Annotated in this window: 13 protein-coding genes; 8 read left to right on the top strand and 5 right to left on the bottom strand. The window is 72.2% G+C overall.

What is annotated here, in order from left to right; translation table 11 throughout:
• Window positions 1-142 precede the first annotated feature (142 nt).
• From rpsO to dapB, 4 genes are all read left to right on the top strand, one after another.
• Window positions 143-412: a 30S ribosomal protein S15 gene (rpsO, locus tag D5H75_RS26680; protein WP_119929296.1), complete on the top strand. Its 270-nt coding sequence runs from the start codon at window positions 143-145 to the stop codon at window positions 410-412.
• A gap of 345 nt (window positions 413-757) precedes the next feature.
• Entirely contained in the window at window positions 758-3,103 is a 2,346-nt protein-coding gene (locus tag D5H75_RS26675) for a polyribonucleotide nucleotidyltransferase (RefSeq protein WP_242454535.1), read from the top strand.
• A gap of 3 nt (window positions 3,104-3,106) precedes the next feature.
• On the top strand, window positions 3,107-4,417 hold the full coding sequence (locus D5H75_RS26670; protein WP_119929295.1) for a M16 family metallopeptidase: 1,311 nt from the start codon (window positions 3,107-3,109) through the stop codon (window positions 4,415-4,417).
• Window positions 4,418-4,552: 135 nt separating this feature from the next.
• Window positions 4,553-5,290 carry a 4-hydroxy-tetrahydrodipicolinate reductase gene (gene dapB / locus D5H75_RS26665; protein ID WP_119929294.1) on the top strand — a complete coding sequence of 246 codons (738 nt, stop codon included), beginning with the start codon at window positions 4,553-4,555 and terminating at the stop codon, window positions 5,288-5,290.
• A 257-nt stretch (window positions 5,291-5,547) separates the two neighbouring features.
• Here the strand turns inward: dapB and D5H75_RS26660 are convergent, their stop codons facing one another.
• The 5 genes from D5H75_RS26660 to D5H75_RS26640 all read right to left on the bottom strand — a co-directional run bounded on the left by D5H75_RS26660 (window position 5,548) and on the right by D5H75_RS26640 (window position 10,184).
• Window positions 5,548-6,312, bottom strand: coding sequence for a hypothetical protein (locus D5H75_RS26660; RefSeq protein WP_119929293.1), 765 nt, complete (start codon window positions 6,310-6,312; stop codon window positions 5,548-5,550).
• Window positions 6,313-6,467: 155 nt separating this feature from the next.
• Entirely contained in the window at window positions 6,468-7,340 is an 873-nt protein-coding gene (locus tag D5H75_RS26655) for a 1,4-dihydroxy-2-naphthoate polyprenyltransferase (protein WP_119929292.1), read from the bottom strand.
• A 48-nt stretch (window positions 7,341-7,388) separates the two neighbouring features.
• Window positions 7,389-7,877, bottom strand: coding sequence for a GNAT family N-acetyltransferase (locus tag D5H75_RS26650; RefSeq protein ID WP_422674057.1), 489 nt, complete (start codon window positions 7,875-7,877; stop codon window positions 7,389-7,391).
• A gap of 168 nt (window positions 7,878-8,045) precedes the next feature.
• Entirely contained in the window at window positions 8,046-8,609 is a 564-nt protein-coding gene (locus D5H75_RS26645) for a CGNR zinc finger domain-containing protein (protein ID WP_119929290.1), read from the bottom strand.
• Window positions 8,610-8,786: 177 nt separating this feature from the next.
• Window positions 8,787-10,184 (bottom strand): aminotransferase-like domain-containing protein, encoded by a 1,398-nt coding sequence (locus D5H75_RS26640; protein ID WP_119929289.1) that lies wholly within the window; start codon window positions 10,182-10,184, stop codon window positions 8,787-8,789.
• 174 nt (window positions 10,185-10,358) lie between these two features.
• On the opposite strand from D5H75_RS26640, the gene D5H75_RS26635 reads away from it, so the two are divergent.
• From D5H75_RS26635 to D5H75_RS26620, 4 genes are all read left to right on the top strand, one after another.
• Complete coding sequence (locus D5H75_RS26635; RefSeq protein WP_119929288.1) at window positions 10,359-11,381, top strand: hypothetical protein; 1,023 nt, start codon at window positions 10,359-10,361, stop codon at window positions 11,379-11,381.
• 352 nt (window positions 11,382-11,733) lie between these two features.
• Entirely contained in the window at window positions 11,734-12,651 is a 918-nt protein-coding gene (dapA, locus tag D5H75_RS26630; RefSeq protein WP_119929287.1) for a 4-hydroxy-tetrahydrodipicolinate synthase, read from the top strand.
• A 31-nt stretch (window positions 12,652-12,682) separates the two neighbouring features.
• Window positions 12,683-14,368, top strand: coding sequence for a ribonuclease J (locus D5H75_RS26625; protein WP_119929286.1), 1,686 nt, complete (start codon window positions 12,683-12,685; stop codon window positions 14,366-14,368).
• A 154-nt stretch (window positions 14,369-14,522) separates the two neighbouring features.
• Window positions 14,523-17,051 carry a DNA translocase FtsK gene (locus D5H75_RS26620; RefSeq protein ID WP_119929285.1) on the top strand — a complete coding sequence of 843 codons (2,529 nt, stop codon included), beginning with the start codon at window positions 14,523-14,525 and terminating at the stop codon, window positions 17,049-17,051.
• The last annotated feature ends 148 nt before the right edge of the window (window positions 17,052-17,199 follow it).

Below are 17,199 nucleotides of genomic sequence, written 5' to 3'. Positions count from 1 at the left end.
GGTAACCTAGGGACAGGTCGGCTCGTGGTCGGCTTGTTTCATGGTGCCCAAAGGCGCCCGTCACGGCAACTGTAGGCACGCACGGTTGCTCGGACGCGCATCGCCAACATGTTCGCGTGCCCCTAGAAGACAGAGGAGAGCCGTGTCGCTCGACACCGCCACCAAGCAGAAGATCATGGCCGAGTACGCCACCGTCGAAGGTGACACCGGCTCGCCCGAGGTGCAGATCGCGCTCCTGAGCAAGCGCATCAGCGACCTGACCGAGCACCTCAAGGCGCACAAGCACGACCACCACAGCCGCCGCGGCCTGCTGCTGCTGGTCGGCCGCCGCCGCCGGCTGCTGAAGTACCTCCAGGCCAAGGACATCCAGCGCTACCGCACCCTGATCGAGCGGCTGGGCCTGCGCCGATAGCACGCGAAGAGGGAGTGGCCGGGCGGCCACTCCCTCTCGTTTATGCGCCCGCGCGGCTAGCCTGGACAAGGTCACGGCGCGTCGCGATGGCCACAGGGCCGGGCGTGCCGCAAACTGAATAGAACCAGTGCCCCGCGTCCGCACCAGCGCAGGAACTCTCCACGCACCGCCGCCTGCGGGCCGGTCCTCGGTAGTGGCTCCCGGTGACGCGCACCACGCGCGAGCCGTACGACGAAACACCGGGCGCTTCGATCGAAGACCGGCGCTGCACCTGACGGGTGGCCCGCCAGGCAAGTTCCTCCGGACACGACGCGGGGACCGTTGACCTTAGAAGGAGGTCCCCCTGTGGAAGGTGTCCACACCGCCGAAGCCGTCATCGACAACGGCTCGTTCGGCACCCGCACGATCCGGTTCGAGACCGGCCGGCTCGCCCGGCAGGCCGCCGGGTCCGCCGTCGCCTACCTCGACGACGAGACGATGGTGCTGTCCGCCACCACGGCGTCCAAGCAGCCGAAGGAGTCCCTCGACTTCTTCCCGCTGACCGTGGACGTCGAGGAGCGCATGTACGCCGCGGGCCGCATCCCCGGCTCGTTCTTCCGGCGCGAGGGCCGGCCGTCCGAGGACGCGATCCTCACGTGCCGCCTCATCGACCGGCCGCTGCGCCCGTCCTTCGTGAAGGGCCTGCGCAACGAGGTGCAGGTCGTCGCCACGATCATGGCGCTGCACCCCGAGCACCTGTACGACGTGGTCGCGATCAACGCCGCGTCCCTGTCCACCCAGCTCGCCGGGCTGCCCTTCTCCGGCCCGATCGGCGGCGTCCGCGTCGCGCTGATCGACGGCCAGTGGGTGGCGTTCCCGACGCACACCGAGCTGGAGCGCGCCACCTTCGACATGGTCGTCGCGGGCCGCGTGCTCGCCGACGGCGACGTCGCGATCATGATGGTCGAGGCCGAGTCCACCAAGGACACGCTCAAGCTGGTGGCCGAGGGCGCCGTCGCCCCGACCGAGGAGACCATCGCCGAGGGCCTTGAGGCGTCCAAGCCGTTCATCAAGGTGCTCTGTGAGGCGCAGAGCCGCATCGCGCGGGTCGCCGCCAAGGACACGGCCGAGTTCCCGGTCTTCGTCGACTACCAGCAGGACGTGTACGACGCCGTCGCCGCGACCGCGACCGAGGACCTGCAGCGGGCGCTCACCATCGCCGGCAAGCAGGAGCGCGAGGCCGAGCTCGATCGGGTCAAGCTCACCACCGCCGAGAAGCTGCTCGGCGACTTCGAGGGCCGCGAGAAGGAGATCGGCGCCGCCTTCCGGGCGCTGACCAAGAAGCTCATCCGCGCCCGCATCATCGACGAGGGCGTCCGCATGGACGGCCGCGGCGTCAAGGACATCCGCAGCCTGTCCGCCGAGGTCCACGTGGTGCCCCGGGTGCACGGCTCGGCGCTGTTCGAGCGCGGCGAGACCCAGATCCTGGGCGTGACGACGCTGAACATGCTGCGCATGGAGCAGATGATCGACACGCTCAACCCCGAGCGCACCAAGCGCTACATGCACAACTACAACTTCCCGCCCTACTCCACCGGTGAGACGGGCCGCGTGGGCTCGCCGAAGCGCCGCGAGATCGGCCACGGCGCGCTGGCCGAGCGGGCGCTGATCCCGGTGCTGCCCTCGCGCGAGGAGTTCCCCTACGCCATCCGGCAGGTCTCCGAGGCGCTGGGCTCCAACGGGTCCACCTCGATGGGCTCGGTCTGCGCCTCCACGATGTCCCTGCTCGACGCGGGCGTGCCGCTCAAGGAGATGGTCGCCGGCATCGCGATGGGCCTGATCGGCGAGGGTGACAAGTACGTCACGCTGACCGACATCCTCGGCGCCGAGGACGCCTTCGGCGACATGGACTTCAAGGTCGCCGGCACGCGCGAGCTCATCACCGCGCTCCAGCTCGACACCAAGCTCGACGGCATCCCGGCGAGCGTGCTCGCCGCCGCCCTCAAGCAGGCCAAGGGCGCCCGCCTGGCGATCCTGGACGTGATGCAGGAGGCCATCGAGACCCCGGCGGAGATGTCGCCGAACGCGCCGCGCATCATCACGATCAAGGTCCCGGTGGACAAGATCGGCGAGGTCATCGGCCCCAAGGGCAAGATGATCAACCAGATCCAGGACGACACCGGCGCCGAGATCACGATCGAGGACGACGGCACGATCTACATCGGCGCCACCGACGGCCCGTCGGCCGAGGCCGCGCGGAGCGCGATCAACGCGATCGCCAACCCGCACATGCCGGAGGTCGGTGAGCGCTACCTGGGCACGGTCGTGAAGATCGCCGCCTTCGGCGCGTTCGTCAGCCTGCTGCCGGGCAAGGACGGCCTGCTCCACGTCTCGCAGATCCGCAAGCTGCACGGCGGCAAGCGCATCGAGAACGTCGAGGACGTCATGAACGTCGGCGACAAGATCCAGGTCGAGATCGCCGAGATCGACCAGCGCGGCAAGCTCTCGCTGGTGCCGGTCGAGGTCGTCGAGCAGGAGGCCGGCGCGGCCGCCCCGGCCGACGCCGAGGCCGCCGGCCCGGACCGCCAGACCGAGTCCCGCACCGAGCGCGCCGAGCGCGGGGAGGCCCGCGAGGGGGTCCGGCGCACCCGCACCCGGGGCGGTCGCGACCGCGATCGTGACCGTGACCGCGACGCCGACCGCAACTCGTAGCAGATGACCGAGGTCCTCTTCCCCGGCAGGGACGGTGCGGGGGCGGTCCGCCGCACCGTCCTGCCCGGAGGCCTCCGGGTCGTGACCGAGACCATGCCCACCGTGCGTTCCGTCGCGGTGGGCATGTGGGTCGGGATCGGGTCCCGCGACGAGGCCCCGGAGCACACGGGCGCGACGCACTACCTTGAGCACCTGCTGTTCAAGGGCACCCCCAGCCGCGACGCGCTGGAGATCTCCGCCGCCATCGAGGGCATCGGCGGCGAGATCAACGCCTTCACGGCCAAGGAGTACACCTGCTACTACGCGCGGGTGCTCGACGAAGACCTGCCGCTGGCCATCGAGGTGCTCTCCGACATGGTGACGTCCTCGCTGGTCGAGGCGGACGACGTCGAGGCCGAGCGCGGCGTGATCCTCGAAGAGATCGCGATGCACGACGACGACCCCTCGGACGTCGTGCACGAGCAGTTCGCGGCCGAGCTGTTCGGCGACATCCCGCTCGGGCGGCCGATCCTGGGGTCGGTCGACTCGATCAACGCGTTGTCGCGCGAGCGCATCGTGGAGTACTACCGCACCTACTACCGCCCGCCGCACACCGTGGTCGCGGTGGCGGGCAACGTGGACCACGACCAGGTCGTGGCCCTGGTCCACGCCGCCTACTCGCGGGCGGACGCCCTCGGCACGCCCGGCGAGGCCCCGGCGGCGCCGCGGCTCACCGGCCCGGGCGCCTCGCCCCGGCGCGGCGTGCGCGTGCTCAACCGCCCCACCGAGCAGGCCAACCTCGTGCTCGGCACGACCGGCGTCAGCCGTACGGACGACCGGCGGTTCGCGCTGGGCGTGCTGAACGCGGCGCTGGGCGGGGGCATGTCGTCCCGGCTGTTCCAGGAGATCCGGGAGCGGCGCGGGCTGGCGTACTCCACGTACAGCTACACCTCGCAGTACGCCGACACCGGCCAGTTCGGGATCTACGTCGGCTGCCAGCCGTCCAGGATCGACGACGTGCTGGCGATCTGCCGCGAGGAGGTCGCCAAGGTCCTCGCCGACGGGATCTCCGAGGAGGAGATCGAGCGCGGCAAGGGCCAGATGCGCGGCGGCCTCGTGCTCGGCCTGGAGGACACCGGGTCGCGCATGTCCCGCATCGGCAAGAGCGAGCTGGTCTACGAGGAGCTCATGCCGGTGGACGAGGTGCTCTCCCGCATCGAGGCGGTGACCGCCGAGGACGTCCACACGGTGGCCAAGGACATCCTGGGCCGCCCGATGACGCTCGCGGTGATCGGCCCGTACTCGGGCAAGAACTTCGACTCCTACGTGGACTGAGGTCTCACGGCGCTTTCGCGAGTCGCGTGTACGGCGGGCCGCGGTGAGCCGCCGGACCGCCACGCCGTACGGTGTGGCGTGAGGTCCGGCGGGCGCCGCGGCCTCGCCGTACAGCCGTCACCAAGGGAGTAGACAGTGATCAAGGTTGGCGTTCTCGGCGCGCGGGGCCGGATGGGGTCCGAGGTGTGCAAGGCCGTGTCCGCGGCCGGGGACATGGAGCTCGTCGCGGCGCTGGACGCGGGCGACGACCGCGAGCCGCTGCGCGCGGCCGAGGTCGTGGTGGACTTCACGCACCCGGACGCCGTGATGGACAACCTGCGCTGGTGCGTCGAGAACAGGCTGCACACCGTGGTCGGCACCACCGGGTTCGACGCGGAGCGGCTTTCGTCCCTGCGGTCCTGGCTGGCGGCCTCGCCGGGCGTGAACAGCCTGATCGCGCCCAACTTCGGCATCGCGGCCGTGCTGATGATGCACTTCGCCCAGCAGGCGGCGCGCTTCTTCGAGTCGGTCGAGGTGGTCGAGCTGCACCACCCGAACAAGGCCGACGCCCCCTCGGGCACGGCCCGGCGCACGGCCGAGCTGATCGCCGAGGCGCGCCGGAAGGCGGGCGTGGGCGAGTCCCCCGACGCGACGTCGTCGGCCCTCGACGGGGCGCGCGGCGCGGACGTGGACGGGGTGCGCGTGCACGCCGTACGGCTGGCCGGCCTCATCGCGCACCAGGAGGTGCTGCTGGGCGGCGACGGCGAGATCCTGACGATCCGGCACGACTCCATGAACCGGGCGTCCTTCATGCCCGGGGTCCTCCTCGGCGTCCGCCGGGTGGGGAGCCTCGACGGCCTCGTCGTCGGCCTGGAGCCCCTCCTCGACCTCTGAGAGACGTCCATGAACGTCTATGACGTCCATGAACGTCTATGACGTCCATGAACGTCTATGACGTCCATGAACGTCTATGACGTCCATGAACGTCTATGACGTCTATGGACGTCCATGAACGTCTATGAACGTCTGAGAGCGGCCCTCTCGCGCTGATCCCGCGGCCTCGCGCACGCCCAGATGGTCGGAAGAACCGCGTGATCGGGGTGCGAGGCCCGCGAGGGGTCGCTGCCGTGCGGGGCCGCTCCCGCGAGAGGTCACTCCCAGTCCTCGGGGGACTGGCGGGAGCGGTGGCGGGCGCCGGCCGGGGCGGTGCGCGACAGGCGGCGCGGGGCGTTGCGGGGGCGTTCGACCGGGGCGTCGGTGGACAGGTCGGCGACCGTGAGGCCGGGGGTGGGGACGCCGGTGGGCGGCACCGGGAGCTTTCCGGCCAGGTAGCCCGCGTGGCTGATCGCCAGCAGCGTGAGGAACGTGGTGGAGAACTCCGGGAGCGCCTTCACCACCTCGCCCTCCGGCACGGCGGCGATCTCGCGGGCCGTCAGCGCGCCGTAGGCGGCGACCAGGATGATCGTGATCACGAAGTTCTGGAACTTCGTCACGTCGATCACGCGGTCCGCCAGCGGGCCCTGCTCCAGCAGGTAGACCTGGGCCCAGCGGGGCGGGTCCCGGTGCTTCTCGCTGGCCGCGATGCCCTCGGGGTGCAGGCTGTCCTTGCTGCCCTTGATCACCCCGGCGATCATGGCCGAGCCGAGCGAGATGCCGAGCGCGCCGAACAGCTCGCCGGGGATGACGAACTCCAGCGGGTTGGCCTCCCCGGCCAGGTAACGGCCCCAGAAGACGCCCGAGATCAGCGAGAACACCACGAACGTCCAGACGACGGCCTGGAAGTGGGTCAGGCTGTACCGGCCGCGGCTGTCGATCAGGATGCCCAGGAGCCCGCGCCTGATCGCCAGGCTCGCCAGGAGCGCCACGAGGACCAGACCACCCGCGGAGACCGCCCACGCCAGCAGCGTCGTGTTCATCCGACCCCTGTTCGCCGTCGCCCGAACCGTGCCGCCCCCCGACGCGCCGCCCCCTCGCCGCCGCCCGGCCAGGCCGGGCGATCAACGCGGACCGTTCGACGAGTGTAAGCGCCGGAGATCGCCCAGCGGGAGAGACAAGCGGCCGAAAGCCGCGATCAGGCGATGGCGAGGCCGATCGTCAGGAGGGCGCCGTAGACGAGGTGCAGCCGCCCGGTCTGCTGGAGGACGGCGATGAGCGCGGGGCCCGACGCGCCCTTGCGCACGGTCTGGACCGGGCCCGCCGCCAGCGGGATCGACAGGAGCGTGAGCAGGGCCCAGGGCCGTGCCGGCGCCAGGGCGAGCGCGACGACGTACGGCAGCGCCACGCAGGCGGTGAAGAGCGCGCGGGTGCGGGCGGCGCCGAGCACGACGGCCAGGGTGCGCTTGCCCGCGGGTCCGTCGGTGACGATGTCGCGCAGGTTGTTGACCACGAGGATCGCGCAGGCGATCAGGCCCACGGGGACCGCGGCGGCGAGCGCGAGCCACGGCAGGCTCTCCATCTGGACGTACGTGGTGCCCGCGACGGCGACCAGGCCGAAGAAGACGAACACCGAGACCTCGCCCAGCGCGCGGTAGCCGTACGGCCGGTCGCCCCCGGTGTAGAACCAGGCGGCGACCACGCAGGCGGCGCCGACGAGCAGCAGCCACCAGGCCCGGGTGGCGACGACGAGGGCGAGCCCCGCGGCCAGGGCCACGGCGAAGCTGAGCAGGGCGCCGGCCAGGACCTGCCGCGCGGGGGCGGCGCCGGAGCCCACCAGGCGCATCGGGCCGACGCGGTCCGCGTCGGTCCCGCGGACGCCGTCGCTGTAGTCGTTGGCGTAGTTGACCCCGACCTGGAGCGCGAGGGAGACGATCAGGGCGAGCAGGGCCCGCCACCACACGGCGCCGCCGTAGGAGAAGGCGACTCCGGTGCCGACGAGGACGGGTACGACGGCGGCGGGAAGGGTCCGGGGGCGCGCGCCGGCGACCCACTGGCTCGCTGTGGCCACGGGGTGCGTACCGCCTTTCGTGCTGCTGTGCGACTGATTACCGACGGATCAGCTTATGTCGGTCGCCAGCCGGACCATGCGCACGGGTCGCCCCATGTCGAGGACGCGCTCGGCGCCGTCCTCGCCCCACCCCGCCGACTCCAGGAAGCCCAGCATCGCGTGATGCTCGGCGAACACCCAGGTCACGATGGTGGAGAAGCCGTCCTCGCGGAGGTGGTCGACGGTCGCGTTGAGCAGCCGGCTGCCGTGCCCGCGGCGCTCGTGGCCGGGGTCGACGAGCAGCGTGAGCAGCTCGGCCGTGGTGCCGGGGTCCACGTCGGGGTCCTCGGCGGGCTCGTGCGCCGCGAGGCCGACCACCTGGCCGTTCTCGACCGCGACGAGCAGCCGGTGCCGCGAGGTGGGCGGGGCGACGACCGCCTCCTCCCACTGCGTGCGCCACAGTTCCCCGGCCTGCTCGCCGGTCATCTCGGCGAGCGGCTCCTCGGGGAGGAAGTCGCGGTAGCCCTGCCGCCAGGCGCGAATCTGCGTCCGCGTCACCGCGTCCACATCCTCCCGCCGCGCCGCTCGCACCCCCACGTCTCCCATGGCCGCGCCCCTGCCTTCCGTGATGTTCGTCCGCGACGGCCTTCCCCGTCGACCGCGGTAACACCGTATCGGTCGGGAACGCGCGCCGTGCACCCCGCTTTCGATCTCGGCGCGACGGGCTCAGCCCCCGGCCCTGCGGGCCCGGTAGGCGCGGGTCTTGGTCCGGTTGCCGCACACCCGCATCGAGCACCAGGAGCGGGACCGGTTCTTGGACAGGTCGAGGAACGCCCACTGGCAGGTGGACTCCGCGCAGACCTTCAGCCGGTCCCACGTCCCGTCGGCCCGCGCCTCGGCGATCGCCGCCGCCAGCGCGGCCAGCCCGGCGCCCGGTCCGTCCGTCGCGGGGACCAGCCGGGGCCCGTCCGCGAGCGAGACCCGCACCGGCAGCCGGGACAGGACGTCCTCAAGCCCCGCGTCGGAGCACTCCACGCGGTCGTGATGGCACCGCATCACCCGCCGCAGCCCCTCCCTCAGCGCCACCGCGTCCGCGAGCTCCCGCGGCCCGACGGCGCACTCGGCGGCGGCCCCGGAGGCGAACTCGGCGCCGGCCCCTGATCCGGCGTCGCCGCCCAGACCCCGCGCGCCCAGCCACCCGGCGAGCGCCTCGGGGGTGCCGAGCGACTCCTCGTCTTCCTCGACGTCATAGGTGTTCACGAAGTCCCGGAGCAACTCGGCGGCCCTCATCACACCAGTGTACGGCGGTAGCCGGTGCCGTCGCGGGGGCGGGGCCCGGCTCGGCCCCGGCGGGGCGCACCCGTCACGCGGATCCGGAAGCCCAAGCCGTACGGCCCGGCGGGAGCCGCCGTACGGCCCGGCGCGGGCGCACGGCCCGGCGGGAGCCGTACGGCCCGGGCGGGGCCGTCAGCAGGAGGCGAGGGCCTTGGCGAGGCGGTGGACGCCCTCGGTGATCTCGGCGCGGGTGGCGGGGGCGGCGGGGGTGAGGCGCAGGTGGGGGGCGGGCGGCTCGGCGGGGTAGTAGAGGCGGCCCGGGCTGTACTGCACGCCGTGGCGGAGGGCGGCGTCGGCCAGGGCGGCCTCGTCGACGTGGCCGGGCAGGCGGAGCCACAGGTGGAGGCCGCCCGGGGGGAGGCGGAACGCGACCTCCGGGAGGTGGCGGGCCAGCTCGGCCGCGGCCTGGTCGCGGCGGGACAGGAGCTCGGCGCGCACGGCGGCGACGTGGCGTCGCCAGGCGGGGGACGTGGCGAAGTCCAGGGCCGTCTCCTGGAGCGGGCGGGCCACGAAGAACGAGTCCACGAGTGAGGTGGAGCGCAGGCGGCGGGCCACCGGGCCCCGCGCGACCAGGGCGCCGACGCGGAGGCTGGACGAGGTGACCTTGGTGAGCGACGACAGGTGGACCACCGCGCCGTGCCGGTCGAGGGCGGCCAGCGGCGGCGGGGAGTGGGCGGGCTCGGCGAAGTGCCGCCCCCAGTCGTCCTCGATCACGAAGGCCCCGGCCGCGCGGGCCACCGCCAGGACCTCCTCGCGCCGCCTGAGCGGCTGCACGACGCCCGTGGGGTTGTGCAGGGTGGGCTGGGTGTAGAGGACGCGCGCGCCGGTCAACGCGAACGCCTCGGCGAGCAGGTCCGGGCGGACCCCGTCGCCGTCCAGGGGCACGCCGGTCGGGCGCAGACCGGCCGCGCGCGCCGCCGAGAGCGCGCCCGGGTAGGTCGGGGTCTCCATCAGCAGGGGCGCGCCGGGCGGGGCCAGCGCGCGCAGCGCGGTCGTGAGGGCCGCCTGCCCGCCCGCCGTCACCAGGACGTCGCCCGGGGTCACGTCCCCGCCGACCAGCGCGGCGAACCAGCGGCGCAGCTCCTCCAGCCCGCCGAGCGGGGGCGTGGACCAGGCGTCCGGGCGGCGTACGGCTCGCGCGGCGGCGGCCGACAGGGCCTGGTCGGGCCGCAGCCCGGGGGGAAGGTAGCCGCCGGTCAGCGGGATGACGCCCTCGGGCGGGGCGGTGAGGAGCGTGCTCACGACCTGGTCGTCCACGGCGCGATCGCCCAGCGCCACGGACTGCCAGGACAGGTCCGGGGGCTCGGCGGGCGGCTCGGGGCGCGCCGCGACGAAGGTGCCGCTGCCGGGGCGGGTGACGACCGTGCCCTCGGCGGCGAGGCGGGCGATGGCGCGCGAGACCGTGACGGGGCTGACGCCGTACCGGGCGGTGAGCGCGCGGCTGGCCGGGAGCCGGTCGCCCGGGCGCAGGGACGCGGCGAGATCACGCAGCATCGAGGCGACACGGTCGATACTGCTATCGTCGTTCATGAGAACTGAGAATAGCGCTACCGTCCCCCCGGGGGCCGTGACCGGCGGCCGGGGACGGGGTGGGGGCGGGGGTCGCGTGGGCGGCGGGCGTGCGGGCCCGGGCCGCGCGGGGTTGAATGTTGTGACGGGGCGGCTCAGGATGGGGGCAGAGCTGTCACAGGGGAGTGACCGGTCATGCCCGACGTCGAGGTTCCCGAGGGCGGTTTCTGGCCCGCCCCCGCCGTGCCGCAGCCGAACATCTACCCGATGGAGTGGCGGGTCGAGACCGAGAAGCTCGCCGCCATCTACGAGAAGTCCAAGCGGGCCGTGTGGAACCCGGCCGACCTGCCGTGGGACGGGCTCCGGGCGGAGGACTTCACGGTCGAGCAGCGGCTCGGCGTCATGTACTGGTTCGCGGTGCTGGCGAACTTCGACGCCTCGGGCCCGGCCGTGTTCGCCCGGGCGACCATCCAGGCGTTCGAGAAGCACGAGGAGGACCCGGTCCGCAAGTGCTTCTTCTCGATCACCCGGGACGAGATGAACCACGAGGAGTGCTGCCAGCGCGCGATCGCGCGGCTGTGGCCGGGCGGGCCGCTGGACTGGGAGCCCTCGACGGACCTGGAGCGGGCCGCGCACAACAACATCGGCTGGCTCTACCACAACGGCGGGCGCTACTGGAACGGCTACAACTCGGCCGTGGGGAAGTACTCCCTGCCGGTGCTGTTCACCTCGTTCATGATGGGCGAGATGGCCGCCTCCACGCTCTTCCGGGGCATGTCCGCGGGGACGACCCATCCGGTGTTCGCCGAGATGTTCCGGCGGATCGGCCGGGACGAGTCGCGGCACCTGCAGATCTGCATGACGATCCTGGAGAACGAGTGGCCGGGCCTCACCGACGAGACCCGCTCCCTGATCACGCGCCAGCTCCGGGCCGGGTTCGTGTTCCTGTCCATGATCCTGTGGGAGCCGCCCGGCGGATTCTGGGACCTGCCGCCGTACTTCCTGCACAACCACCGCCTGCTGATGGACCACGCGCGCACGGCGGGGCTCGGCGTGCTCGGCTACGCGGAGCAGGCCGAGAACTGGCGGGTGGCGATGGCCCGCGTCCGCGCGATCGTCGAGCGCTGGGGCATCCGGTTCCCCGCCATCCCCGAACTCGACATCGAGGGCGTCGAGGTGGACGTCCTCGACCCCGAGGACATCATCCCGGTCTTCTGAGCGCCCGGCCCTCCGGAGCTTCCCCGCCGGTGCCCGCGTCCGCCGTACGCCGGGGGAGCGCGCGGCGAGCCGTACGCCCCGGGCGGGGTGGAGGGTGTTCGCGCAGGTCGGGGGTGGTGCGGGTGGGGGTGGCGAGGGATATGGGCAAAGAGGGCGGAAAAGTTCTGGGAGATCCGTGTAACGCCTTGAGGGGGACCCACGATCAACCGGTAGAGGTCGCTGCTGTGTGTACCCCCGAGCACATAGCAGCGGCCTCTTCCTATGGGGGCCCGCGGCCGGGTGCGTCCGCGGTTGTCCACAGGGACGGGGTGGCGGGTCCGTGGGGGGTGACGATCGGGGTACCGTTCGGTCTATGGCATCGCCAACTGGAACAAGCGCCGCGCCCTTCGGGCGGATGCTGACCGCCATGGTCACTCCGTTCACGCCCGACGGCGAGGTCGATTACGAAGGGGCTCGGCGTCTCGCCACCTACCTGGTGGATGAGCAGCGCCATGACGGCCTCGTGGTGAGCGGCACGACGGGTGAGTCGCCGACGACGAGCGACGAGGAGAAGGACCGGCTGCTGCGGGCGGTCATCGAGGCTGTCGGCGACCGCGCGACCATCGTCGCCGGCGTCGGCACGAATGACACGCCCCACACCGTGCATCTGGCCCAGGCCGCGGAGCGGGCCGGGGCGCACGGGCTTCTGGTGGTGACGCCTTACTACAACAAACCACCGCAGGAGGGCATCTACCGTCACTTCATGACGGTGGCCGACGCGACCGGCCTGCCCAACATGCTCTACGACATCCCGGGCCGCACCGGCACCCCCATCCACAGCGAGACGCTGGTTCGCCTGTCCCGCCATCCCGGCATCGTCGCCGTCAAGGACGCCAAGGGCGATCTGTTCGCCGGCTCCCAGGTGATGGCCGAGTCCGGCCTCGTCTACTACTCCGGCGACGACCTGATCAACCTGCCCTGGTTGTCGGTCGGCGCGGCGGGAGTGGTGAGCGTGGTCGGCCACGTCGCCGGCGCGGACATCCACGACATGATCGACGCGTACCTCGGCGGCGACGTCCGGCGCGCCCGCGAGATCCACGAGCGACTGCTGCCCGTGGTGACCGCGATCATGTGCCGCACCCAGGGCGCGATCATGGCCAAGGCGGCCCTCAACCTGCTCGGCCGGCCCGGAGGCTCCGTACGCCCTCCGCTCGTGGACGCCACGCCGGAGCAGATCGAGGAGCTGGGCGCCGACCTCGCGCGCGGCGGGGTGAAGGTGGAGGTCAGGTGAGCTCCCTGCCGAGCACCTTGGAGGAAACCGAGTGAGTCACCCGCACCCTGAGCTGGGTCCGCCGCCGCCGTTGCCCGAGGGCGGGCTGCGCATCGTCGCCCTCGGCGGACTGGGCGAGATCGGCCGCAACATGGCGGTCTTCGAATACGACGACCGGCTGCTCATCGTCGACTGCGGGGTCCTGTTCCCCGAGACCGACCAGCCGGGCGTCGACCTGATCCTGCCCGACTTCGAGTACATCCGCGACCGGCTCGACAAGGTCGAGGCCGTGGTCCTCACGCACGCGCACGAGGACCACATCGGCGCGGTGCCCTACCTCCTGCGCGAGCGGCGCGACATCCCGCTCGTGGGCTCCCGGCTCACGCTCGCCCTCATCGAGAGCAAGCTCGCCGAGCACCGCATCCAGCCGGTGAAGGTCCAGGCCGAGGAGAACGAGCGCATCTCCTTCGGGCCTTTCGAGTGCGAGTTCCTCGCGGTCAACCACTCGATCCCCGACGCCCTGGCGGTCGCGATCCGCACCCCGGCCGGGGTCGTGCTGCACACCGGCGACTTCAAGATGGACCAGCTCCCGCTGGACGGGCGGCTCACCGACCTGGCCGCGTTCGCGCGGCTCGGGGCCGAGGGCATCGACCTGCTGATGTCCGACTCCACCAACGCCGAGGTGCCGGGCTTCGTCACCAGCGAGCGCGAGATCTCGCCGGTGCTCAACGAGGTGTTCCGATCGGCCGACCAGCGCGTGATCGTGGCGTGCTTCGCCTCCCACGTCCACCGCGTGCAGCAGGTGCTCGACGCGGCCGTCGAGCACGGCCGCAAGGTCGCCTTCATCGGCCGGTCGATGGTGCGCAACATGGGCGTGGCCCGCGATCTGGGCTACCTCCGCATCCCCGGCGGCACCCTGATCGACTCGCGCGAGGCCGAGGAGCTGCCGCCCGAGGAGGTCGTGCTGATCTCCACCGGGTCCCAGGGCGAGCCCATGTCCGCGCTGTCGCGCATGGCCAACCGCGACCACCCGATCCGCATCGAGCGCGGCGACACCGTGGTCCTCGCGTCGTCGCTGGTCCCGGGCAACGAGACCGCGGTCAACAAGGTCATCAACGGCCTCACCCGCTGGGGCGCCCGCGTCGTCCACAAGGGCAACGCGCTCGTCCACGTGTCGGGCCACGCGCCCGCCGGCGAGCTGCTCTACGTCCTGAACATGACGCGCCCGTCCAACTTCATGCCGGTCCACGGCGAGTGGCGTCACCTGCGCGCCCACGCCGCCCTGGCCGCGCTGACCGGCGTCCCCGACGAGAACATCGTCATCGCCGAGGACGGCGTGGTCGTGGACCTGGTGGACGGCCGCGCCCGCATCGTCGGCGCGGTCCAGGCCGGCTACGTCTACGTGGACGGCGCCTCGGTCGGCGACATCACCGAGATCGCGCTCAAGGACCGCCGCATCCTGGGCGACGAGGGCTTCGTGTCCATCGTCGTGGTCATCGACAGCACCTCAGGCAAGCTCACCGGCGGGCCGGAGATCCACGCCCGGGGCTCCGGCATAGACCCAGCGGCCTTCGACGAGGTCCGTCCCGCCATCGAGGCCGCCCTCGCGGAGGCGGCGGCCGACGGCGTCGCGGACGTCCAGCAGATCCGCCGCCTCATCCGCCGCACCGTCGGAAGCTGGGTCAACACCACCTACCGCCGCCGCCCAATGATCATCCCGGTGGTCGTCGAGGTCTGACCCGGCCGATCCGCGATCCGCGATCCGCGATCCCGCCCCACCGCGCCCTCACGGAGCGGGATCGCACGATCACGGCCCGGGTCGCGCCCCCGGGCGAGGCTTGGGGGTGTGTTGGTGCTCGTGAGCGTGGGGGTTTGACAGTAGCCTCGGGATCATGGCCACCCGTACGTCCAAGGGCTCGTCCAAGGGGGCCGCGGGCCGGGCCCGGGCCTCGGGGTCCGGGCGTGCGGCCGGCGGCGCCGGGACGGGTGCCGGGAAGAAGCGTCCCCCCGCGCGCAAGGGGGCTGCCCCGCAGCAGCAGGATCCGATCGGCTGGCTCTTCAGCATGGTCGGGAAGCTGATCGCGGGCGTGTGGCTGGTCATCGCCCACGCGGTCGGCGGGGCGGTGCGGGCCTTCGGGCAGGGGGCGCGGGACCTGGATCCGGCGCACCGGCGCGACGGGCTGGGGCTGGCCGTGTTCGCGCTCGCCGTGGTGATCGCCTCGCTCACGTGGGGGGACGCCACGGGGCCCGTCGCCGATTTCGTCAACGCCGTCGTCCGCGGCGCGGTGGGGTCGGCGACCGTGATGGTGCCGATCCTGCTGGCGCTGCTGGCCTGGCGGTTGCTGCGCCACCCCGACCAGAACGCCGAGACCGGGCGCATGACCATCGGGTTCTCCGCGCTCGTGGTCGGCATGGTCGGCATCGGCCACATCGCGCACGGCACGCCGTACCCCTCCGACGGGGCCTCGGCGATGCGGGCGGCGGGCGGTTTCGTCGGGTTCTTCGCGTCCGCGCCGCTCATGAGCCTCGTGCGCACCGGATGGATCGGGATCCCGCTGCTGGCGCTGCTGTGCGGCTTCGGGATCCTGGTGATCACCGCGACGCCCGTGCACCGTGTCCCCGAGCGGCTGGCCGAGATCCGCGAGCTGCTGCTGCGCCGCGAGAGCCCCGCCCGCCGTACGGCGCGGCAGGGCGCGGCCCCGGCCCGCAAGCCGCGGCAGACGCGCAAGAAGGGCGGCGAGGAGGTCGCTCCGGAGGACCACGACAAGCCGTACGACACCCCGGTGATCGCGGAGGAGCCGGACGGCAAGCGGGCCGGCCACTCGCCGGAGATCGTGCCGGGGCTGGCCGAGGAGGAGGCGGCCGAGACCGAGGCGGTCACCGCGCAGCGGCCGCTGCCGCCGGACCCCTCGCCCGCGCCGCGCACGGTCGAGCAGCTCGTGCTGTCCACCGGCGGCGGGCCGTACACCCTCCCGGACCCGCAGCTCCTGCGGCCGGGCAGCGCGCCCAAGCCGCGCACCAAGGCCAACGACCAGGTCGTCAACGCGCTGACGAGCGTGCTCGAACAGTTCTCGATCGACGCGCAGGTGATCGGCTTCACCCGGGGCCCGACGGTGACCCGGTACGAGATCGAGCTGGGCCCGGCGGTGAAGGTCGAGAAGGTCACCGCGCTCACCAAGAACATCGCCTACGCGGTCAAGTCGGCCGACGTCCGGATCCTGTCGCCGATCCCGGGCAAGTCCGCGATCGGCGTGGAGATCCCGAACACCGACAAGGACCTGGTCAGCCTGGGCGACGTGCTCCGCTCCCAGGTCGCCACCACCGACCACCACCCGATGATCGTGGGCCTGGGCAAGGACGTGGAGGGCCGCACGATAGTGGCCAACCTCGCCAAGATGCCCCACATCCTCATCGCGGGCGCGACCGGCGCCGGTAAGTCCACCTGCATCAACGGCCTGATCTGCTCCATCCTCATGCGCGCCACCCCCGACGAGGTGCGCATGGTGCTGGTGGACCCCAAGCGCGTCGAGCTCTCGTCGTACGACGGCATCCCCCACCTGATCACTCCGATCATCACGAACCCGAAGAAGGCCGCCGAGGCCCTCGAATGGGTCGTGGGGGAGATGGACCGCCGGTACGACGACCTGGCCGCCAGCGGGTTCCGCCACGTGGACGACTTCAACAAGGCCGTGCGCGCGGGCAAGCTGGTGCCGCCGCCCGGCAGCGAGCGCGTCTACCAGCCCTACCCCTACCTGCTGGTGATCGTGGACGAGCTGGCCGACCTGATGATGGTCGCCCCGCGCGACGTCGAGGACTCGATCGTCCGCATCACCCAGCTCGCCCGCGCCGCCGGCATCCACCTGGTCATCGCCACCCAGCGGCCCAGCGTGGACGTCGTCACCGGCCTGATCAAGGCGAACGTGCCCTCCCGGCTGGCGTTCGCCACCTCCTCCCTCGCCGACTCCCGCGTCATCCTCGACCAGCCGGGCGCGGAGAAGCTGGTCGGGCAGGGCGACGCGCTGTTCCTCCCGATGGGCGCCAGCAAGCCCATGCGGCTCCAGAACGCCTTCGTCTCCGAGTCCGAGATAAACAAGGTCGTCGAGCACTGCAAGCAGCAGATGCAGGCCGAGTACCGCGAGGACGTGGGCGCGTCGGCCACCGCCAAGCGCGAGATCGACGAGGAGATCGGCGACGACCTGGACCTGCTCATCCAGGCCGCCGAGCTGATCGTCACCACCCAGTTCGGCTCCACCTCGATGCTCCAGCGCAAGCTGCGGGTCGGCTTCGCCAAGGCGGGCCGCCTCATGGACCTGCTGGAGAGCCGGGGGGTCGTCGGCCCCAGCGAGGGGTCCAAGGCGCGCGACGTCTTGGTCAAACCCGAAGACTTGCCGGGGGTTCTCGCGTCCCTGGGCGCGGAATAGCGGAATAGTCGGAGCCAGGCCGAGCGCGAACCACATTGTCCACCCGCGACGGGGTACCGCGTTCGTACACTCGGTTACCGATCGCGACCGGTCGATCACGTACGGCTTCCCGCTCCGGGGTCGCGGGGGAGCGGAGAGACGGGGTAGG

It is taken from the genome of Bailinhaonella thermotolerans, from assembly GCF_003594875.1.
GTDB classification, from domain to species: domain Bacteria; phylum Actinomycetota; class Actinomycetes; order Streptosporangiales; family Streptosporangiaceae; genus Bailinhaonella; species Bailinhaonella thermotolerans.
Note: the sequence above shows the minus strand (reverse complement) of the source record. Positions and strands in the feature narration are given on the sequence as shown.